The sequence below is a fragment of the Oceaniglobus sp. K40-3 genome (assembly GCF_055808395.1).
The window spans coordinates 88205-108373 of the sequence record NZ_JBVVRW010000004.1; the positions used below are offsets into that span (position 1 = coordinate 88205).

Sequence of the window (20169 nt, forward strand, 5' to 3'; positions counted from 1 at the left end):
CGGCGTTACCTCAGGTGTTCAGGAATGTTTCATGGGTCGCGCGAAACCGGGAAAGGTTTTCGTCGGCATAGCGGGCATAGTCAAAATCGAGGGTCGAGGTGTGCTGTGATACCATGCTCCACATCGTTTCGCGCAGCAGCGAGGCGCATTTCATGGCGCCGTAACGGTGCAGCAGGGCATCCGTGGCGGGCGCGTCGAAATAGGTTTCCAGCATCTGATGTTCCTGCGCGCCACTCAGCCCGTTGTTAGAGGCCAGCCCGCCCAGATCGAACAGCGGCGAATTGAACCCGGCATAATCGAAATCAATCAGCCAGAGCCGCGTTCCGTCATCCAGCAGATTGGCCGCCAACAAATCGTTATGGCCCAGCACCATGTCAAACGGGCCTGCGGCGGTTTCCAACATGTCACCGATCGCCACAAGATCGCGCACCAGCGCCATGTCGCCATGGTCATGGTCCGCCAGCGTCGCGGCGTAATCGCGGATCACATGGAACACCCAGAACATCAGCACAGGCCCCCGCAGATGCCGGGCCGCGTCGCGGTGAAACCGCCCCAACAGGGCAAGGATGCGTGGCATCATGTCAGGCGCGCGCACGTCTTGCGGGGTCAGGGTGCGGCTTTCGATGTATTCGATCACGGTCATGGCGGGGGCGGCGTGGATCACGGCAGGCGACACACCGGCGCCATGGGCCGCGCGGGCGCAGGCCAGTTCGTTGAAGCGCATGATCTGATGCGCGGGAATATCATCGCCAAGGCGCACCACATAGCGGCCCGCCCCGTCGTCCACGCGATAGTTGACGTTGGTGATTCCGCCGTCCAGCGGCGTGGCGGTGATCGGGCCGGACCAACATGGCAGGGCCGCAATCCGGGCCTGAATATCGGCATCGCTTGTCATGTTGTCCCTGCTCCAAAGCCGCCGTTTGCGCCCGCGGCGCCGCCCGGCAGGCTGAAACGAAGGTGCATTGTGTCCTGCGCGCTGTCAATTCGGGCCTGTGCGGGGCGGTGATGTTCTGCGGTGACGGACACTGCATTCGTCCCTGCTCGCCTGTACCTGACATGGCATTCGGGGTATCTGCCCGAATGTAATGAAACCGATCCTGCCAACCCTGCCCCCTGAGGGTGGGTGCCGGATTGGCCTGAATTTCACCCCTTTGAACAGGAGATGCCAAATGGCTCCCAGACTGCACGTCATTATCTGCTCGACCCGGCCGGGAAGAATCGGACCCTCCATCGCCGGTTGGTTCGATGAATTCGCCCGGGCCCATGCCGAATTCGACACGCATATTGTCGATCTGGCCGAATTCAACCTGCCGGTCTATGATGAACCCAATCATCCGGCACAGCAGAATTATCAGAACGCCCATACCAAGGCCTGGGCCAAAAGCGTGAATGCGGCGGATGCCTATGTGTTCGTGACGCCGGAATACAATTTCTGCCCGCCGCCGTCGCTGGTGAACGCACTGAACTATGTCTATCGGGAATGGAATTACAAACCCTGCGGCTTTGTCAGCTATGGTGGCGTTTCCGGCGGTTTGCGCGCGGCGCAGGCGGCCAAGCTTCAGATCACCACCCTTAAAATGATGCCGATGACCGAGGGTGTCATGGTGCCCATGGCCGGTGGTCTGATTGATGACAATGGCGCATTTCAGTCCAACGACCTGATCGACAAATCTGCCGTCACGCTTCTGAATGAACTGCACCGTTGGGCTGTTGGCCTCAAGGCCATGCGCGATTCTGCCTGAGTGACGGGGGTGCGCCCCGGTTTTCGCCAGTGAAAAGGCCGCCGGATGTCCCGGCGGCCTTTTGTTTATCCGAGCGGTTTCAGACCGGCCTCGATCTGGCCGCGACGATCCTCAAGGAATGGCGGCAAGGCAAGGGTTTCACCAAGGGTTTCCATCGGTTCGTCCACCGCAAACCCCGGCCCGTCTGTGGCAATCTCAAACAGGTTGCCGCCCGGTTCGCGAAAATACAGGCTGCGGAAATAATACCGCTCTACCTCGCCCGAGTTGGGAATGCGCTGTGCTTTCAACCGCTTGGTCCATTCGTGGATTGCCTCGGTATCCGGGGTGCGAAAGGCGACGTGATGCACGGCCCCCGCCCCCTGTCGCGCCACCGGCAGATCGGGTTGAACCGCGACGTGCAATTCGCCTGACGCGCCACCTTTGCCCATTTCGAATACATGCACCCGACCGGTGCCGTCGGGGCTGGCATAGTCCCGCGTTTCGCGCATGTTCAACGCGGTTGTCAGCACTGCCCTGGTCGGATCAAGGGCAGGCACCGAAATGGTTATGGGGCCAAGCCCGCGGATCTGATGCTGTTTTGGCACCGGGCTGTGATCCCATGGATGTGCCTCTTTGGTGTCGTCGGCGGTCAGGCGAAATCGCTGGCCTTCGGGGTCTTCGAAATCAAGGGTTGCGCGCCCGTCCAGAACGCCCATCGCCCCAGTGGTCAGGCCCGCATCGTGCAGGCGGCCCGCCCAGAAATCAAAGCTGTCCTCAGAAATGCGCAGCCCGGTGCGGCTGATGGAATGGGTGCCGCGCCGTTCGGGCGCTGTTGGCCAGTCGAAAAACGTCAGGTCTGTGCCCGGCGTCGCCTGTCCGTCGGCATAAAACAGGTGATAGGCGGATGTGTCGTCTTGGTTGACGGTCTTTTTGACCAGCCGCAGGCCCAGCGTTTCGGTGTAAAACCGTTTGTTTGCGGGGGCGTTGGCGGTGATCGCCGTCAGGTGGTGAATTCCGGTCAGGTCCATGATGGCCTCCTTTCGTTGCATCCAATATCGGGGTGCCGCAGGATTCGGGCCAGTGAAACATCCGCGAATGCCGTGTTCTGTTATTGCGAACGGTGGGGCGGCTGCTACACTGGCGGGGTGCGCTACACTCTGGATGACATCGAAACGTTTCTTGCGGTGATGGAGCTTGGCACCGTCACGGCCGCCGCCGCGCGTCTGAACCTGTCGAAGTCCGTGATAAGCAAACGGATTTCCGATCTGGAGCGCACGCTTGGCGCGGCCCTTTTTCGGCGCAACGCGGGCCGGATCACCCCGACCGAAGCGGCGCTGCGGCTTGATGAACGGCTGCGGCCTGTTCTGTCCGATCTGACAGCGGCCACCGAAAGCGTTGCCTGGGGCAAAGGGGGCGATGACACCCTGCGTGGCACCCTGTCGATTGCCGCACCGATGAGTTTCGGCACGCTTTATCTGTCGCCGATCATCGCCCGCTTTGCGGCGCAACACCCGGATCTGGACCTGCGGATCGATTATGACGACCGGGCGCGCGATTTGTTGCGCGAGGGGTTTGATATTGCTATCCGCATCGGCCATCTGCGCGATACGGCCCTGATGCAGCGCAAGCTGTGCGAGGACGAAGCGATCCCTTGCGCCAGCCCGGTTTATCTGGAACGGCACGGGCGGCCGACGGGGCTGGCGGATTTGGGACAGCACCAGGTGATCGGCTATCATCACCTGTCCAATGCGCGGCTTTGGGATCTGGGCAAGGGCGTTCCGCCCGCGTTGCACAACCGGATCACCCTGAACAACGGCGAGGCGATGCGCGACATGACCATTGAAGGGCTGGGCGTGGCGATGTTGCCCGGCTTTATCGCCGCCCCGGCGATCGCCGACGGCAGGCTTGAACGCATCCTGCCCGATCTGGAAACCCGCCCCCTGCAAATCGTTGCCCTTTGGCCGCCGGTCACGCCGATGCCCCCCAAACTGCGCCGTTTTGTGGATCATCTGTTGTTCGAGCTGGAGGGCTGCCGGCCCTGGCAGTCTGACCAGAGCCGGGGTTGATCCCGCGTTTTGGCCGCCTATCAACGCAGGAAGTTGTCGCGCAGCAGCGAGAATGCTTCGCTCATGCGGCCGCTCAGCACGGCTTTGACCCCGAACAGCGCGGTCGAGGCGACCTGACCGGCCTCGATTTCCGGTGGCATGACAAGTTCCAGTCGGCTCACCCTGACGGTCAACAGGGCCGGGCCATCGGCGGCCAGCCAGCGGGCCATTTCCGTTTCCAGTTGCCCGATTTCGGTCACGTTTGCGCTCCACAGGCCACAGGCGCGGGCCACTTCGGCAAAATCCGGGTTTCTGAGTTCGGTGAAGGCGTCAAGCAGCCCCTCGACGCGCTGTTCCATTTCTACAAACCCAAGGGCGCCGTTATCGAAGATCAGCAGCTTGACCGGTACATTTTCCTGCACCAGCGTCAAAAGATCGCCCATCAGCATCGTCATGCCACCGTCCCCGCACATGGCCACGACCTGCCGGTCGGGATAGGCGAGCGCCATGCCAAGGGCCTGAGGATAGGCATTGGCCATGGTGCCGTGCAGCAGGCTGGTCAGGAACCGGCGTTTGCCGTTTGCCGTCAGGTGCCGCAGCAGCCAGACCATGGGCGAGCCGCCGTCAGCCGTGAACATCGCGTCGTCAGCGGCCAGCCGGTCAAGCATCTGCGTAAGATATTGCGGGTGGATCAGCGTTGGATCGGGTTCTTCGGCCCGTTCGCGGTAGGTGCCAAGGTCGCTCTGCCATTGCTTGCGCAGCTTTTCCAGCCAGCCGTCATCATCACTGTCGGTGATGCGCCCCAGCAGGGCGTCGATCGTGTCACCGACATCGCCCACAAGGCCCAGATGCACCGGGCTGCGCCGCCCGATGTGGGTTGGATCGGTGTCGATCTGAACAACCTTTGCCTTGGCCGGATAGAATTGGGTATAGGCGAAATCGGTGCCAAGGCAGATCACCAGATCGCAATCGCCCACCGCATGCAGCCCGGCGCGATTGCCCAGAATCCCGGTCATGCCCACGTTAAAGGGGTTGTCCGGTTCAATAAATTCCTTTGCGCGCGAGGTATGGGCGACGGGCGCGTTCAGTTTTTTGGCAAGGGCGACAACCTGATCGTGGGCATCCCGCGCGCCAATGCCCGCGTAAAGGGTGACTTTTGCCGCCCCATTGATCATCTCGGCCAGTGTATCAAGGTCGTCGTCATTGGGGCGCAAAACCGGGGTGGGGCGATGCACCGTCCAATCCATCGCGTCCTTGGTGGTTTCCTGAAACGTGTCGCCGTTGACGATCAGCACCGCCACCCCCTTGCGGGTCAGCGCCGCCTGAACGGCAGCGGTCGCAATGCGGCGGGCCTGATCGGGGTGCGCGACATATTCGCAAAAGACGGAATATTGTTCATAGATCTTGCGCTGATCCACGTCCTGCGGAAACCCCAACCCCGCCTCGACCCGGCTGATATTCGAGGCGATGAGAACCACAGGCGCCCCGTTGCGGTGGCTTTCCATGATACCATTCACAAAGTGCAGCGACCCCGGCCCGGCGGTTCCGGCACAGACCGCAAGTTCGCCGGTCATATAGGATTCACCGCCGGCGGCCAATGCGCCGACCTCTTCGTGGCGGACGTGTATCCAGTCGAGGTCGGAACGGCGCACGGCATCGGTGAAATGGTTGATCGTATCCCCGACAATCCCGTAACACCGCTTTGCTCCGGCTTTTACCAAAACGTCTGCAATCACCTCTGCGACGGTTGTGCTCATGTTTGTTTCTCCAGATTCGGGTTGATGTCGGGGCGGGCGCGGTGCCGGGCAAGATCGATCTGCGGGGCAAAACTGTCGGCGCTGGCCGCGTGCCACCAATCGCCATAGGGCGTTGCGTCGGGGTCATGGTTCAGGATGTCCGGCGGCAGGAATGGATAGATTCGGTCGATGGGCAGGGCCTTGTTCACGCCGACCCTGTGCATCAGGTGGTGCGGCAGCAGGTCTTTGGGGTGGGTCACACCGGCGGCTGCCGCAATGTCGGACAGGGAATCCAGCGTTTTTTCGTGAAACCGCGCCGCGCGTTCGGCCTGAACATCCACCTGCAGCCCGCGCTGGCGCCATTCGTCCTGGGTGGTGATGCCCGTGGGGCAGGTGCCGGTGTGGCACCGCTGGGCCTGAATGCACCCGATCGAAAACATGAAGGCGCGGGCGGCATTGCACCAATCGGCGCCGATCGCCATGTTGCGCGCCAAACCGACCCCGGAATACACCTTGCCACTGGCGACAAGCCGGATATTGCCCTTGAGGCCCGCTCCGACCAAGGCGTTGCGCATCAGTGTCAGCCCGTCCAAAAGCGGCATGCCCACCCAATCGGACAGTTCCAGCGGCGCAGCGCCAGTGCCGCCTTCGGCGCCATCAACCACGATGAAATCGGGGTGGATGCCGGTTTTCATGATCGCTTTCATGATCGCGAAAACCTCGTGGGGTTGTCCGACGCACATCTTCAGGCCAACGGGTTTACCGCCGGACAGTTCGCGCATTCTGGCCGCGAATTCCAGCATCCCGACCGGGGTGGAAAAGGCCGAATGGCCGCGCGGCGACAAACAATCCTCATGGGCGGGCACCTTGCGGGTATCGGCGATTTCCTGTGTCACCTTCGCCGCCGGAAGCAACCCGCCGTGCCCGGGTTTTGCGCCCTGGCTCAGCTTGATCTCTGTCATCTTTACGGCGTCGTGCTGGGCGCCATCAGCAAACAGCGCCGGGTCGAAATTGCCGTGATCGTCGCGCGCCCCGAAATAGCCAGAGCCAAGTTCCCAAACCAGATCGCCCCCATGTTTCAGGTGATAGGGGCTTAGCCCGCCTTCGCCGGTATCATGATAGAATCCGCCCTGTTTCGCCCCAAGGTTCAGCGCCTCGACAGCGCGGGCCGACAGGGCGCCAAAGCTCATCGCGGAGATATTCAGAACCGAGGCATCATAGGGTTTGGAACATTGATCGTTCCCGACCCGGACACGGGGGTGTTTTTCCGGGTTTGATGCCGGCGCAACCGAGTGGTTGAGCCACATGTAATCTTCGGATTGGGTGTCACGTTCGGTGCCGAACGGGTGGGTGTCATTTTCGCCGCGCGCCCGTGCATGCACCAGATTGCGCGCCTCGAAACTGTAGGGTTTGCCGTCAAGATCCCCCTCGACGATATAGGCCCGCAGATAGGGGCGCAGATCGTAAAACAGCCACCGGATGCGGGCGGCAACGGGATAGTTGCGGGTCAAGGTCCAACGGGTCTGAAACCAATCATAGGCGCCCAGGATCACCACGCCCAGCGAGATTGCAAACAACACCAGCCACCAGGGGTTTATTGTCGCCGCCCCCAGCGCAAAAACAGCGACCACCAGCGCGCCGATCGGCACGATGCATCGCTTGAACAGGTTTATCATGTGGTTGCGCTCCTGCTTGGTCGGGCGCTGTGCTGCATCGGGTGAAATTCCCCGACACCGCCATCGCAACGCCCGCCCCGGCTGAGGCTGCGCAGAACCCCGGGATCAGCCTCTTTGCAGCGTCGCCTCGGTAGGGTGGTTGATGTCGGGATTGCAAGCTGCGTCCCTTTTCGGTTTCTTAACGTTCGGTGGGCCATTTTGGTTCCGCAGGCGATACTGCTGCGGATAAACGACAACCCTGATCGGCGCCGCGAAATGTGGCTTTGGCTATACCCGGATCAGTTTTCCAACGATAATCGTTTGATCGGGGGCAAGTTTATAGGAATCCGCCACACGTTCGGCGTTGTGCCACAAGAATGCAAAGACCCGCTTTTGCAACCGGGTCAGCAGCGCCCCGCGTTCCGTCGGTTTGAGCCCGTCCAGGCTGACGAAATAGGTTATGGTATCAAGGTCGATGTCCAGCCCAAGCACGCCGCACAGTTTCAGCGCGGCGGGCACGTTTGGGCTTTGCATGAAACCGTAATGAAGAACGACGCGGTGAATGTTGTTTCCCAGGTCCGACAGTTCAACACGGTCGGCCCCCGCGACCCGTGGCACATCCTTGATTTTCACCGTCAGAAAGATGCTTCTTTCATGCAGGATCGGCATTTGTTCCATGATGTGGAGCAAGGCGGTTGGCGTTGTTTCGGGTTGCGCCGTCAGGTAAACGGCGGTTCCGGGAATGGTGGCAGGCGGCGTTTCCTTGATCTCTTTCAGAAAGGTATCGACCGATTTGTGGGTGTCGCGTGTCAGATCCCCCAGCTTTCCGGTGCCGTTTCTCCAGATTGCCATGATCGTGAAAATCACCCCGGCAACCAGAACAGGATACCAGCCGCCTTCGAAGAACTTGAACGAATTGGCGACCATGAATGTCAGATCCACCACAAGAAACGCGCCCGCCAGAGCGGCGGCAAAAACCGGATGCCAGCGAAACCGGCGCGCCACGAAAAACGCCAGACAGGTGGTAATCACCATGTCGGCCGACACCGCCAGACCATAGGCCGCCCCCAGATTGTCAGAGGTGCGAAAGCCAAGAACCAGTGCAATCGTCGCAATCATCAATATCCAGTTTACGCTTGGAATATAGATCTGGCCGATCTGGTGGCGATCCGTCTGGATGATGTCCACGCGCGGCAACTGGCCCAGTTGCACGGCCTGACGGGTCAGTGAGAAAACGCCGGAAATCACCGCCTGCGAGGCGATGATCGTGGCGATTGTGGCCATGATCACCAACGGATAATGGCCCCAACCCGGGCTGAGACCGTAAAACGGGCTTTCGATCGCCGTCGCATCGGTCAAAACCATGGCGCCTTGCCCGAAATAATTCAAAAGCAGGGCCGGAAGGGCGACGAAAAACCACGCGAGCCGGATCGGCGTTGTGCCGAAATGCCCCATGTCGGCATAAAGCGCCTCGGCCCCTGTCACCGCCAGAAAAACCGTGCCCAGAACAACAATCCCCACAATCCCGTTGTCATGCAGAAAGGCAAGCCCATGGGTGGGCAGCACGGCGGCAAAGACGCGCGGTTCCTGTAGTATGCCGCCGATCCCGAGCAGGCCAAGGATGATGAACCACGCCAGCATGACCGGCCCGAACAGCGCCCCGATCTTTGCGGTTCCGTGTTTCTGAACCGAAAAAAGCACCAGCAGAATGCCGATGGTGATGGGAATGACATATGGCCCGAACGCGGAGTTTTCCACTTGCAGGCCCTCAACCGCGCTGAGAACCGAAATCGCCGGTGTGATCGTGCCATCGCCAAACAACAGGGCCGCGCCAAAAAGACCCATGATCATCAGAATATATCGGGGCGCCCCCGGGCCACGTTCCAGGGGTTCAGCAGGGCGACCAGCGCGATAATGCCGCCTTCGCCCTTGTTGTCGGCCATCAGCACGAACAACAGGTATTTCACCGAAACGACGATGATCAGCGACCAGACAATCAGCGACAATACCCCAAGCACGTTTTCCGGGCTTGCGATGATCGCGTTGACGCCATTGAAACATTGCTTGAACGCATACAGCGGGCTGGTGCCGATGTCGCCATACACAATCCCGAGCGCCGCCAGGGAAACCGCGGCCAGCGGGCGTTTTTTGGTTTCGCTGTCGGCGTTTTCGTGGCTCTGAGTCATCTGTTTTCTCCCAGCCACAAAGATATGCGGGTTTGCGTCACTCTGGTAGGGGGCTTTCGGTGACGCGGCGCGGGCCGCGCAAACCGTTGACGGATTTCCAGGCGCACCCGCGCCCAACAACGGGATGCATGATTCTGGCTAAAGTATCTTTGCCAGAAACGCCTTGGTGCGTTCCCTTTGCGGATTGGCGAACAATTCCGTTGGCTTGCCTTCCTCGACGATCTTGCCGTCATCCATAAAGATCAGGCGGTGGCCGACCTCGCGCGCAAACCCCATCTCATGGGTGACGACAACCATCGTCATGCCGTCTTTTGCCAGCGCCTGCATGACCTCAAGCACCTCGCCCACCATTTCAGGGTCAAGCGCGGATGTCGGTTCGTCAAACAGCATGACATCGGGTTTCATCGCCAGCGCCCGGGCAATGGCGACACGTTGCTGCTGACCCCCCGAAAGTTCATCAGGATAGCTGTCTTCCTTGCCATCAAGGCCGACCTTGGCCAGCAATTCACGGGCGATTTCGTTCGCTTCGCCCTGTTTGATCTTTTTCACCTTGCAGGGGGCGATGGTGATGTTTTCCAGAATGGTCAGATGGTGGAACAGATTGAACTGTTGAAACACCATGCCGATATGTTCACGCAGCTTGTTGATGTTGGTCTTTGGATCGGTGAGCCGCATGCCGGCGACTTCGATTTCGCCGCTGGTTGCTTTTTCCAACCCGTTGAGACAGCGCAGGAACGTGCTTTTGCCGCTGCCCGACGGGCCGATGACGGTCACGACTTCGCTTTCCTCGATATTGGCGTCGATCCCCTTGAGAACCTCAAGGTCGCCGAACGCCTTGTGAAGATCTTTAACGTTTATCAACCTGAAGTCTCCTTTCGAGATAGTTCGAGAATTTCGAAACCGAAAAGATCAGAACGAAATACAGGAACGCGATGAAGGCCCATATGGTGAAGGATGCAAATGTCGTGGCGATCACGATTTCGCCTTTGTAAACCAGCTCGGCAATGCCGACCGGCGCCAGCAAAGACGTATCCTTGATCGTCTGTGCCGCCTGATTGACCAGGGGCGGAATCATCCTTTTGAACGCTTGCGGCAACACGATATAGCGCATGGACTGATAGTTGTTCATCGCCACACTTGCCGCCGCTTCCTTTTGGCCGCGATCAACCCCAAGAATGCCGGCGCGAATGATTTCGGTCACATATGCGCCTTCATTCAGGCTCAGGGTGAGGGCCGCCGCAAGGATCGGATACCACAACTGCCCAAACCATTCGTTGACGGGCAGGATGGCGGGCAACCCCAGAACAATAAAGAAAAGTTGTACCAGAAGAGGGGTCGAGCGGAATATCTCGACATAGGCGGTGGCGATCCATCGCAGGGGCGCGATTTTCGACAGGCGCATTAGGGCCGCGACCAGACCGATGGCAACCATCAGGATGATGGCAATCGCCGCATATTGTATCGTCAACCGCAGACCCACGAGGATTTCGGGCAGGTTTTGCCAAATTGTCTCCATGTGATCCCTACCTTATGTTGCAGTGCGCCCTGTCACAACGAACGGGGCAGGGGGCGCAGGCCCGATGGCCAGCGCCCCGTTTTTTGCCAAATGCCGGTTAGCCGGAAACGGCAACGGCGTCGGGTTTTTCGACGCTTTCGACTGCGCCGCTCATGTCGCCGCCAAAGTAGGTTTTGAAAAGCTGGTCGTATTCGCCGCTTTCCTTGATCTTGGCCAGACCCGCGTTAAGTTTGGCCGTCAGGTCGGGCTTTTCCTTGCTTATGGCGATGCCATAGTATTCGCCGGTCAGCAGATCACCCACAACCTTGACGCCGCCCTGCGCCGTCTTGAAATTCAGGTTGACCGGATTGTCGAAAATCACGGCATCGGCGCCGCCTGTCATCAGGGCCTGATAGGCTGAATCGATGTTCTGAAACTGTTTGATATAGTCTGACGCGAACCCGTGATCGGTCAGGTAATCGACCGATGATGTGGCTTTCTTGGTCGCGACAACGTGACCCGTCAAATCATCAAAACCGGTGATGTCCGATCCTTCCTTGACCAGCACTGAAAGCCCGGATTTATAGTATGCGTCAGAAAAATCGACGTTTTCCATCCGGCTGGTCTTGATCGTGATACCGGCCACCGCCGCGTCGATCGAACCGGCCTGAAGACTTGGGATGATCCCGTTGAACGGCATCGTCTTGAATGTGATCGTCATGTTTTCGGCCTTGGCGATGGCCTCGATCATGTCGATGTCAAAGCCTGTGACCTTGCCATCCTTTTCCGTTTCGAACGGTGGAAAGGTGGTGTCGGCGCCAACGACGATATTGGTCATATCCGCGCTTTGAGCGGTCGCGTTGGTCGGCGTGGTAAATGTGAACGCAAGGCTGGTGGCAAGCGGCAAGGCCAGCGCGACAAACAATCTGCGTTTCATGGGTTTCTCCTTTTAACCATCATTCTTCAGCCTGATGCAAGCTGAATGATATAAGAGGAATCTGGAGGCAGACGCCTCTTTCGTATTCGACAATATGGAACGGTGCATTTTCAAATCAAGGCTGAAATGTTGGGCGGCGATGTATCTGGCCGGTCGATAACAATTGAACGGTGCAGATGGGCCCGGCGATTCGCGGGGTTTGATATTGCGATCTGATGGTAACTGAAAATTGATTACCGCATTTTGAAAAAATAGTTTGGAACCAGATGGATCGGCGTCGCGTTTCCGTCGTAAAACATTCTTGCTTTAGGTAAGAGCGCGCGTGGAAAATTGGTCTGTTTTAATTTTATATTTCGTCAAGCCGTCAAATGTCGGGCTTTGCCCACGTCGCGGTGCCCGGGCATTTCCCGAAAATACCTGGCGTTGGAAATATGGTGACATTCTCGTGAATGCAGGCCATGCCGCAAGAAAGAACATGGTCAAATTGACGCGGGGGCAAATAACTCACCCGCCACCGCCCCTCATCAACATTTGAGGTAAGGTTTGTAAGGCTATTCTGGCATCTTTCAGGCATTTGCGCCTAACATGCCGTAATGCGTTTCCGGCACATCGGCTCTGGCAGGAGGGGCGCAGGGATTTGCGGATTGGCCTGCGTTCGGTGCGGATGCGGGCAACAATGGTAAAGCGAACAAGGAACCCCGGGATGTGTGAGCTTTTTGCAATGTCGGCCAGCGGTCCTGTGCGGGTCAGGTATGATCTGGACAGGTTCGCCGCCGAAGGGGGCGAGCGGCACCAGAACCGTGACGGTTGGGGGATTGTCATCGGCGAAGGGCGCGATGCCCATTATTACCGCGAGGCGGCAGCGGCAAGCGACAGTCCGCTTGATCGGTTCGTGCGGGAACATGCCACCCCCCATGCCCATGTCATCGCCCATGTGCGGCGCGCGTCTGCGGGGCCGGTGTCGCTGGCCAATACGCATCCGTTTCGCCGGGTGTGCGACGGCCACGCCCAGCATTTCGCCCACAACGGAACCCTGGGCGGGCTTGAGGATCACGCCGGTGCGGCCCGGTTGTTGTGCGACCGGATCGGAGAAACCGACAGTGAGCTGGCCTTTCTTGTGTTGCTGGAACGGGTCCGCCGCGCCGTCGGCGACAGCGGCGATATTGCCGCGCGGTTTGCAGTGTTCCGCAGCTTTTGCCACGACATGGCGGCGCATGGCCCGGCCAATTTTCTGTGGCTGGATGGCGACGTGCTATATGTCCATGGCGACCGGCGCCGCCATGAAACACCCGACGGGCTGACCGCGCCACAGGCCCCCGGCTTGCATATGTTGCGGCCCGGTCCCGGCGGATTGGGGCAAAGCCATGCCTGCGCGGGGGCGCATCTGAAGGATCTGCCAGCCGATGTGGTGCTGTTCGCCAGCGTCCCCCTAAGCGATGCGCCGTGGGAACCGTTGGAACAGGGGGCTGTTTTTGCCGTCCAGGGGGGCGGATTCTGCATCACGATACGTCGCGGTGATGTCGGGCGCACAGTGTTCGCCTACAGCACGTCTCGTAATACCTGAAGCTGTCAGGATCACCCAACGCATTGAAATCTCTGATTTCAGGCAGTGTTGGGTGAGCCAGGTTTTTGCGAAAGTGATTTAGCTGTCACCCAGTTCTCTGAGCAGTCGCTTGAGCAGATGCACCTCATCCTGCCCCAACGTGCCGATCAGCGCGCTTTCGTAATCGGCGGCCGCCTGGACAAGGTGATCGAATGCCTTTTTTCCCAAAGGCCGCAGGTCGAGCCATTCGGCGCGGCGGTCTTTTTCGGTGATTTCGCGCGACAGGAATCGCTTTTCCTCCAATGCGCGGACGGCGCGTGAAATCTTGGTTTTGTGGATCGTGGCCCGGTCGGAAATTTCCTTGGCAGTCATCGGCCCGTAGCGGCCAAGATGGAACAGAACCCGCCATTCGGTTTGCAACATGCCATAATTATCGCGGTAGAACGCTGAAAAGGAACGGCTTTGTGTCTCGGCGGCCTGATTGAGAAGATAGGGCGTAAACCCATCAAGTTCGAAGCTGTCCTGGCGCATTTTTCTGATCCGTTCACAAATTCACTGTTGATAGTTACAAAATCTACTATCAACATGTCAATCATCAACGAGGAGGAGAGCTTCGATGAATGACATGACAAACCTTTCCGGCCTGACCCGCGCAGCGGGGATCAGCGCCCTGAAAGAAGGGTACATGCCGGGGTTCGGCAATGATTTTGAAACCGAGGCCCTGCCCGGTGCCCTGCCCGTGGGGCGCAACAGCCCGCAAAAATGCGCCTATGGGCTGTATGGCGAACAGCTGTCGGGCACTGCATTCACTGCGCCCAGCCATCAGAATGAACGCACCTGGTGCTATCGCATCCGCCCTTCGGTGAAACATTCGCACCGCTATGAAAAGATCGAGATGCCCTATTGGATCTCGGCGCCCCATGTTGACCCCGACGTGACCAGTCTGGGCCAGTACCGCTGGGATCCGGTGCCCCATTCCGACGCACCCCTGAACTGGGTCACGGGGATGCGCACGATGACCTCTGCGGGTGACGTTTGCACCCAGGTGGGCATGGCCAGCCATATCTATCTGGTGACGCAATCCATGGTGGATGAATATTTCTATTCCGCCGACAGTGAACTTCTGGTTGTTCCGCAAGAGGGCCGTCTGCGGTTTTGCACTGAACTGGGGATCATCGATCTGGAGCCAAAGGAAATCGCCATCCTGCCGCGCGGTCTGGTGTATCGGGTCGAACTGATCGACGGGCCGGCGCGTGGGTTTGTTTGTGAAAACTATGGTCAGAAATTTGACCTGCCGGGCCGTGGCCCGATCGGCGCGAACTGCATGGCCAACCGGCGCGATTTCAAAACCCCCGTGGCGGCGTTCGAAGACCGCGACGCGCCATCAACGGTGACGATCAAATGGCAAGGGCAGTTCCACAAGACCCACATCGGGCACAGCCCGTTGGATGTGGTGGCGTGGCATGGCAATTACTGCCCCGTCAAATATGACTTGCGCGATTATTGCCCCATTGGCGCGATCCTGTTTGACCATCCCGATCCGTCGATCTTTACCGTGCTGACCGCGCCGTCGGGTGTCGATGGCACCGCCAACATTGATTTTGCGCTGTTCCGCGAACGGTGGATGACGATGGAAAACACCTTCCGCCCGCCGTGGTATCATAAAAACGTCATGTCTGAACTGATGGGCAATATCTATGGCCAATATGATGCCAAGCCCAACGGCTTTGCTCCCGGCGGGATGAGCCTGCACAACATGATGCTGCCCCACGGGCCAGACCAGAATGCCTTTGACAAGGCGACCCATACGGACCTGAAGCCCGAGAAGCTGGACAATACCATGTCCTTCATGTTCGAAACCCGCTTTCCCCAGCACCTGACCGCCTTTGCGGCGAAAGAGGCCCCGTTGCAGGACGATTATATCGACTGCTGGGACAGTCTGAAAAAGCATTTCGACGGCACACCCGAGGGCAATTGGGACTGACATCGGGACAGGCGGCAGGCACTGCCCGCCGCCGTCCATCCGCAACGCAAGACAAGGAGGAGACATGAGTCTCATCAAAAGTTGGGTCACATCCGCCAATGATCCGCAGAGCGATTTTCCGCTGAACAACCTGCCTTATGGCGTGTTCGACGCAGGGCAGGGGCCGCGCATGGGCGTGGCCATTGGCGATTTCATCCTTGACGTGGCGCAGGTCGATCACGGGCTGGACAGCGCGCTGTTTGCTCAACCCGCATGGAATGCGGTGATGGCCGCCGGGCCGCAAATCTGGGCCAGCCTTCGCGCCCGGCTGATTGATCTGTTGTCTGATTCCGCCCACAGGCCGGCGGTTGAACCGCATCTGGTGGCGATGCAGGGTGCCACGTTGCACATGCCTTTTGCGGTTGCCGAATACACTGATTTCTATGCCTCCAAACACCACGCCACAAATGTTGGCACCATGTTTCGCGGCGCGGAAAACGCGCTGCCGCCGAACTGGCTCAGCATTCCTATCGGCTATAACGGGCGGGCCTCGTCCGTCGTCGTTTCCGGCACTGATGTGCGCCGCCCCTGGGGGCAGCTCAAGGCGCCTGATGCCGATCTGCCGGTGTTTGCGCCCTGCAAGCGGTTCGATATCGAACTGGAACTGGGCGCAGTGGTTGGCACGGCCTCAAATGGCCCGGTCACCGTGGCAGAGGCCGACGCGATGATCTTTGGCTATGTGCTGCTCAACGATTGGTCGGCGCGCGATATTCAGGCATGGGAATACCAACCCCTTGGCCCGTTTCAGGCCAAGGCAACCGCCACCTCGATCAGCCCGTGGATCGTGACCGCCGCCGCGCTGGATGGTTTCCGCACCTCGACGCCAGAGCGCGAGCGCGATCTGCTGCCCTATCTGTCAGAACCGAAACCGATGCTGTACGATATCGACCTGAGCGTGCAGATGGCCCCCAAAGGCGCCGCGGCCGAAACCATCGCCCGCACCAATTACCGTGAAATGTATTATTCCGCGGCCCAACAACTGGCCCATCACACGACCAGCGGCTGTGCCATGCGCACCGGCGATCTGCTTGGCTCGGGCACCATTTCGGGGGTGGAAAAGGACAGTCGCGGTTCGCTGCTCGAACTCAGTTGGGGCGGCAAGGAACCGTTCGAGGTTTCGGGCCAAACCCGCAGTTTCATCGAAGACGGCGATACCCTGACCCTGACAGGCGCGGCCCAGGGCGACGGATTCCGCATCGGGTTTGGTCAATGTACAGGCACGGTGATTGCCGCGCTTGATGACCCCTTCGCGCGCTGAACATCAAAACAGGGCGCAGCATCTGCGCCAACAGAACAGAAAGGCACAACATGGCCAAGGCATTCGCATCCCAGGGCGACATGGCAGACAAGAAGATCAGCTTTACCAAGGTGGGTGACGGGCTCTACGCCTTTACCGCCGAGGGCGATCCCAACACCGGCGTTATCATCGGCGACGAAAGCGTGATGATCGTCGAGGCACAGGCGACCCCGCGTCTGGCCCGGATGGTGATCGAAAAGGTGCGCGAAGTCACCGACAAACCGATCAGCCATGTGGTCATGACCCATTATCACGCCGTGCGCGTCCTTGGCGCCTCGGCTTACGGCGCGCGCGAAATCATCATGTCCGACACCGCCGCCGCCATGGTCGAGGAACGCGGGCAAGAGGACTGGGACAGCGAATTTGGCCGCTTTCCCCGGCTGTTTCAGGGGCACGAGGAAATTCCCGGCCTGACCCGCCCCACCACCACATTTTCCGAACAAATGACCGTTTATCTTGGCAAACGCCGGGTCGATATCATGAAACTGGGCCGTGCCCACACCGCAGGTGACGCGGTGATCTGGGTGCCCGATCAAGAGGTCATGTTCACCGGCGACATCGTTGAATATCATTCCGCCTGCTATTGCGGTGACGGCCACTTTGGCGATTGGGAAGATACTTTGGCCAATATCGCCGCTTTTGAACCCAAAAGCATCGCGCCGGGCCGGGGCGATGCCCTTGTCGGCGAAGAAATGGTGGCAAGAGCGTTGGAGGCCACCGCCGATTTCGTGCGGTCAACCTATAAGCCGGTTGAACGGGTCGTTGCCCGGGGCGGATCGTTGAAAGAGGCATGGGACGCGGTGCGCGCCGCCTGTGACCCCAAGTTCGCCGATTACGCCATTTATGAACATTGCCTGCCGTTCAACGTCGCCCGCGCCTTTGACGAAGCGCGCGGCATCGACACGCCCCGAGTCTGGACGGCTGAGCGTGACCGCGACATGTGGGCCGCCCTTCAGGGCTGAGCGGGTCAGGCGGGCCGGCGTTTGACCGGCCCGCGCATATCTTGGGAGGGAACGATGCTTGATGACCGTTACACGCTGGCGTTCAGGCTTTATCCATATGAACGCAGCAGCGATCAGGATTCCGACGCCCCGGTGCGCCATCCTGTCGTCATTCAGGGCGGCGGGCCGATTGGCATGGCAACGGCCCTTGATCTGGGGTTGCAGGGCATTCCGGTTGTAATTCTGGACGATCACGAAGGCGTGGGGCAGGGCAGCCGGGCAATCTGTTTTGCCATGCGCACCCTTGAAATCTGCAACCGCTGGGGGTGCGCGGCCCCCATGCTCGACCAGGGAATCTTGTGGAACGTCGGCAAGGTGTTTCACGAAGACCGCAAGGTATTCGAATTCAATCTTCTGCCCGAGGACGGCCACGCCAATCCGGCCTTCATCAACCTGCAACAGCCGCATTTCGAACGCATCCTTGTTGAACGTATCCGCAAGGCGCAGGCCGAAGGCGCGCCGATTGAAATCCGTGGCAAGAACCGCGTTGACAGGGTTGAGGTACAGGGCGATCACGTTCTTCTGGATGTGATGACCCCCGAAGGGCCGTATCGCATTGTTGCGGATTGGCTGGTGGGCTGTGATGGTGCCTCGTCCCCCTTGCGCACCATGATGGGCCTTGATTTTGAGGGCCGGGTTTTCAAGGACAGCTTTCTCATCGCTGACATCAAGATGAAGAACGAGAGCTTTCCGACAGAACGCTGGTTCTGGTTCGAACCGCCGTTCAAATCATCCGGCGCATCCTGCCTGTTGCACCGCCAGCCCGATGATATCTGGCGGGTCGATTTTCAGATCGGCTGGGACATTGACCGCAAGAAAGAGATGAAAGAGGAAAACATCCGCGCCCGCCTTGATGCGATGTTGGGCGATGATGTCGACTATGAAATCGTCTGGTCCTCGATCTATACGTTCCAATGTCGGCGGATGGAAAAATTCCGTCACGGGCGGGTTCTTTTTGCCGGGGATTCGGCACATCAGGTGTCGCCCTTTGGCGCACGCGGGGCCAATTCCGGCATTCAGGATGTGGACAATCTGGGTTGGAAGCTGGGCCTTGTGGTGCAGGGCCATGCCCCCGATGCCCTTTTGGACAGCTATTGTCAGGAACGGCGGCACGGGGCGGATGAAAACATCCTGCATTCCACCCGGGCAACCGATTTCATTACCCCGAAATCCGAGATCAGCCAGATATTCCGCAACGCGGTGCTGGGTCTGGCGGGGGAACATGCCTTTGCCCGGCCATTGGTGAACTCCGGGCGCCTGTCCACGCCCTGCGTTTATGACGGCATGGCGCTGAACACGCCTGATGCGCTGCCCACCGGCCCCGCGCGCACGCGCCCCGGTGCGGCCTGCCCTGACGCGCCGCTGGGGGATGGGTTTTTGCTTGACCGGTTGGGGAACGGGTTCATGCTTCTCGGGATCGGCTGCACCGTGTCTGACAGCCTGAGCGAAGATGGCATTACCGCGACCGGCCTGACCCTGCCCAAGGAAACCCTGAGCGATGCCCTGATTGAACGGTATCTGGGCGATGCCCCGGCAGCGGTTTATCTGATCCGCCCCGATCAACACGTGGCGGGGCGCTGGCCTGTTGCCGATGAAACCCAACTGCGCGCGGCCCTGCGCCGCGCCACCGCGAGGCAGACATGAGCCTGATCCTGACCCCCAATATTGCCGCGCCGGATGATGCCTATGCCGCATTGATTGCCGCCCATCACGGGCTGAGCAAAGCGCAAAGTGATATGCTGAACGCGCGGCTTATCCTGATCATGATGAACCAGATCGGTGATCCCGACACGATCCGCGCGGCGCTGAGCGCCGCCCGTGCGGCCATGGCCGAAGCGGTGGCTGATCAATGACAGTCACGGATATGCACCCCGCAGCAGGACAGACCGCAGAGGTTGTTCTTTACGATTACTGGCGCTCCACCGCCAGTTATCGGTTGCGCATCGCCCTGAACCTTGCTGGCATTGCCTATCGCGCGGTGCCGGTTGATCTGGTCGAGGGCGAGCAGGGCGCCGCGGCGCATCTGGCGCGCAACCCTCAGGGGCTTGTTCCGGTGCTGGAGATCGACGGGCTGCGGCTGACGCAATCCATGGCGATCCTTGACTACCTCGAAGACACCGGGCGTCTGGCCCTGCGCCCGGATGATCCGGCACAGGTGGCGCGGATGCGTGCCGTGGTGCAGGCCGTGGCCTGTGACATACATCCGGTGTGCAACCTGCGCGTCATATCCCACGCTGCCCGGCTGAGCGGGCAGGACGGGGCGCGTGCCGACTGGATTCGCCATTTCATGCGCCCGGGTCTGGAGGCGGTGGAAACGCTGCTGGATGCGACCGGCCCCTTTGCCATGGGCGACACGCCAAGCCAGGCCGATGTCGTGCTGATTCCGCAGCTTTACAATGCCGACCGCTGGCAGGTCGCAACCGACGATCTGCCCAATATCACCCGCGTGGCCGCCGCCTGTGCGCAACTGCCCGCCTTCAAGGGGGCGCATCCGGATGCGGTGCGCCCCATATCCTGACACCACCGACCG

At 59.8% G+C, this 20169-nt stretch carries 17 protein-coding genes and 1 pseudogene; 9 read left to right on the forward strand and 9 right to left on the reverse strand.

The genetic code is table 11. The features are described 5' to 3' along the window. Positions 1–10: 10 nt before the first annotated feature. Entirely contained in the window at positions 11–895 is an 885-nt protein-coding gene (locus tag AC0L7P_RS19800) for a phosphotransferase (protein ID WP_473435855.1), read from the reverse strand. 274 nt (positions 896–1169) lie between these two features. Here AC0L7P_RS19800 and AC0L7P_RS19805 point away from each other — a divergent pair, with 274 nt between their 5' ends. Then, on the forward strand, positions 1170–1742 hold the full coding sequence (locus AC0L7P_RS19805; protein WP_473435856.1) for an NADPH-dependent FMN reductase: 573 nt from the start codon (positions 1170–1172) through the stop codon (positions 1740–1742). 65 nt (positions 1743–1807) lie between these two features. Here the strand turns inward: AC0L7P_RS19805 and AC0L7P_RS19810 are convergent, their stop codons facing one another. After that, the gene (locus tag AC0L7P_RS19810) at positions 1808–2749 is read right to left on the reverse strand and encodes a ring-cleaving dioxygenase (protein ID WP_473435857.1); all 942 of its coding nucleotides are present in this window, start codon (positions 2747–2749) and stop codon (positions 1808–1810) included. Between the two features lie 117 nt (positions 2750–2866). Here AC0L7P_RS19810 and AC0L7P_RS19815 point away from each other — a divergent pair, with 117 nt between their 5' ends. Continuing rightward, on the forward strand, positions 2867–3787 hold the full coding sequence (locus AC0L7P_RS19815) for a LysR family transcriptional regulator (RefSeq protein WP_473435858.1): 921 nt from the start codon (positions 2867–2869) through the stop codon (positions 3785–3787). 20 nt (positions 3788–3807) lie between these two features. Here AC0L7P_RS19815 and AC0L7P_RS19820 read toward each other — a convergent pair whose 3' ends face one another. From AC0L7P_RS19820 to AC0L7P_RS19845, 6 genes and pseudogenes are all read right to left on the reverse strand, one after another. Further along, entirely contained in the window at positions 3808–5523 is a 1716-nt protein-coding gene (locus tag AC0L7P_RS19820) for a thiamine pyrophosphate-dependent enzyme (RefSeq protein ID WP_473435859.1), read from the reverse strand. Continuing rightward, positions 5520–7178 (reverse strand): FMN-binding glutamate synthase family protein, encoded by a 1659-nt coding sequence (locus tag AC0L7P_RS19825; protein ID WP_473435860.1) that lies wholly within the window; start codon positions 7176–7178, stop codon positions 5520–5522. Before AC0L7P_RS19825 ends, AC0L7P_RS19820 begins: the two co-directional genes overlap by 4 nt. Positions 7179–7445: 267 nt before the next feature. Then, positions 7446–9343, reverse strand: a pseudogene (locus tag AC0L7P_RS19830) (potassium transporter Kup). A gap of 138 nt (positions 9344–9481) precedes the next feature. Next, positions 9482–10204 carry an amino acid ABC transporter ATP-binding protein gene (locus tag AC0L7P_RS19835; protein ID WP_473435861.1) on the reverse strand — a complete coding sequence of 241 codons (723 nt, stop codon included), beginning with the start codon at positions 10202–10204 and terminating at the stop codon, positions 9482–9484. Beyond that, positions 10191–10859 carry an amino acid ABC transporter permease gene (locus AC0L7P_RS19840; RefSeq protein WP_473435862.1) on the reverse strand — a complete coding sequence of 223 codons (669 nt, stop codon included), beginning with the start codon at positions 10857–10859 and terminating at the stop codon, positions 10191–10193. Before AC0L7P_RS19840 ends, AC0L7P_RS19835 begins: the two co-directional genes overlap by 14 nt. Before the next feature lie 97 nt (positions 10860–10956). Further along, complete coding sequence (locus AC0L7P_RS19845) at positions 10957–11775, reverse strand: transporter substrate-binding domain-containing protein (protein WP_473435863.1); 819 nt, start codon at positions 11773–11775, stop codon at positions 10957–10959. A 703-nt stretch (positions 11776–12478) separates the two neighbouring features. Between AC0L7P_RS19845 and AC0L7P_RS19850 the strand changes: the two genes are divergently transcribed. Then, on the forward strand, positions 12479–13339 hold the full coding sequence (locus tag AC0L7P_RS19850; protein WP_473435864.1) for a class II glutamine amidotransferase: 861 nt from the start codon (positions 12479–12481) through the stop codon (positions 13337–13339). 78 nt (positions 13340–13417) lie between these two features. Here AC0L7P_RS19850 and AC0L7P_RS19855 read toward each other — a convergent pair whose 3' ends face one another. Further along, the gene (locus tag AC0L7P_RS19855; RefSeq protein WP_473435865.1) at positions 13418–13849 is read right to left on the reverse strand and encodes a MarR family winged helix-turn-helix transcriptional regulator; all 432 of its coding nucleotides are present in this window, start codon (positions 13847–13849) and stop codon (positions 13418–13420) included. A 94-nt stretch (positions 13850–13943) separates the two neighbouring features. Between AC0L7P_RS19855 and hmgA the strand changes: the two genes are divergently transcribed. The 6 genes from hmgA to maiA all read left to right on the forward strand — a co-directional run bounded on the left by hmgA (position 13944) and on the right by maiA (position 20157). Next, positions 13944–15302 (forward strand): homogentisate 1,2-dioxygenase, encoded by a 1359-nt coding sequence (hmgA, locus tag AC0L7P_RS19860; RefSeq protein WP_473436224.1) that lies wholly within the window; start codon positions 13944–13946, stop codon positions 15300–15302. Between the two features lie 64 nt (positions 15303–15366). Then, positions 15367–16599, forward strand: coding sequence for a fumarylacetoacetase (gene fahA / locus AC0L7P_RS19865; protein ID WP_473435866.1), 1233 nt, complete (start codon positions 15367–15369; stop codon positions 16597–16599). Positions 16600–16649: 50 nt separating this feature from the next. Further along, positions 16650–17600 (forward strand): MBL fold metallo-hydrolase, encoded by a 951-nt coding sequence (locus tag AC0L7P_RS19870; protein ID WP_473435867.1) that lies wholly within the window; start codon positions 16650–16652, stop codon positions 17598–17600. Between the two features lie 54 nt (positions 17601–17654). Continuing rightward, entirely contained in the window at positions 17655–19283 is a 1629-nt protein-coding gene (locus AC0L7P_RS19875) for an FAD-dependent oxidoreductase (RefSeq protein ID WP_473435868.1), read from the forward strand. Continuing rightward, positions 19280–19492: a DUF2783 domain-containing protein gene (locus AC0L7P_RS19880; RefSeq protein ID WP_473435869.1), complete on the forward strand. Its 213-nt coding sequence runs from the start codon at positions 19280–19282 to the stop codon at positions 19490–19492. The genes AC0L7P_RS19875 and AC0L7P_RS19880 overlap by 4 nt, the downstream gene beginning before the upstream one ends. Continuing rightward, complete coding sequence (maiA, locus tag AC0L7P_RS19885; RefSeq protein ID WP_473435870.1) at positions 19489–20157, forward strand: maleylacetoacetate isomerase; 669 nt, start codon at positions 19489–19491, stop codon at positions 20155–20157. The genes AC0L7P_RS19880 and maiA overlap by 4 nt, the downstream gene beginning before the upstream one ends. Positions 20158–20169 lie beyond the last annotated feature (12 nt).

Coding starts and splice junctions, on each gene's coding strand:
- AC0L7P_RS19800 (WP_473435855.1), bottom strand. CDS start 895: ATGACAAGCGATGCCGATATTCAGGCCCGGATTGCGGCCCTGCCATGT.
- AC0L7P_RS19805 (WP_473435856.1), top strand. CDS start 1,170: ATGGCTCCCAGACTGCACGTCATTATCTGCTCGACCCGGCCGGGAAGA.
- AC0L7P_RS19810 (WP_473435857.1), bottom strand. CDS start 2,749: ATGGACCTGACCGGAATTCACCACCTGACGGCGATCACCGCCAACGCC.
- AC0L7P_RS19820 (WP_473435859.1), bottom strand. CDS start 5,523: ATGAGCACAACCGTCGCAGAGGTGATTGCAGACGTTTTGGTAAAAGCC.
- AC0L7P_RS19825 (WP_473435860.1), bottom strand. CDS start 7,178: ATGATAAACCTGTTCAAGCGATGCATCGTGCCGATCGGCGCGCTGGTG.
- AC0L7P_RS19840 (WP_473435862.1), bottom strand. CDS start 10,859: ATGGAGACAATTTGGCAAAACCTGCCCGAAATCCTCGTGGGTCTGCGG.
- AC0L7P_RS19845 (WP_473435863.1), bottom strand. CDS start 11,775: ATGAAACGCAGATTGTTTGTCGCGCTGGCCTTGCCGCTTGCCACCAGC.
- AC0L7P_RS19850 (WP_473435864.1), top strand. CDS start 12,479: ATGTGTGAGCTTTTTGCAATGTCGGCCAGCGGTCCTGTGCGGGTCAGG.
- AC0L7P_RS19855 (WP_473435865.1), bottom strand. CDS start 13,849: ATGCGCCAGGACAGCTTCGAACTTGATGGGTTTACGCCCTATCTTCTC.
- hmgA (WP_473436224.1), top strand. CDS start 13,944: ATGACAAACCTTTCCGGCCTGACCCGCGCAGCGGGGATCAGCGCCCTG.
- fahA (WP_473435866.1), top strand. CDS start 15,367: ATGAGTCTCATCAAAAGTTGGGTCACATCCGCCAATGATCCGCAGAGC.
- AC0L7P_RS19870 (WP_473435867.1), top strand. CDS start 16,650: ATGGCCAAGGCATTCGCATCCCAGGGCGACATGGCAGACAAGAAGATC.
- AC0L7P_RS19875 (WP_473435868.1), top strand. CDS start 17,655: ATGCTTGATGACCGTTACACGCTGGCGTTCAGGCTTTATCCATATGAA.
- AC0L7P_RS19880 (WP_473435869.1), top strand. CDS start 19,280: ATGAGCCTGATCCTGACCCCCAATATTGCCGCGCCGGATGATGCCTAT.
- maiA (WP_473435870.1), top strand. CDS start 19,489: ATGACAGTCACGGATATGCACCCCGCAGCAGGACAGACCGCAGAGGTT.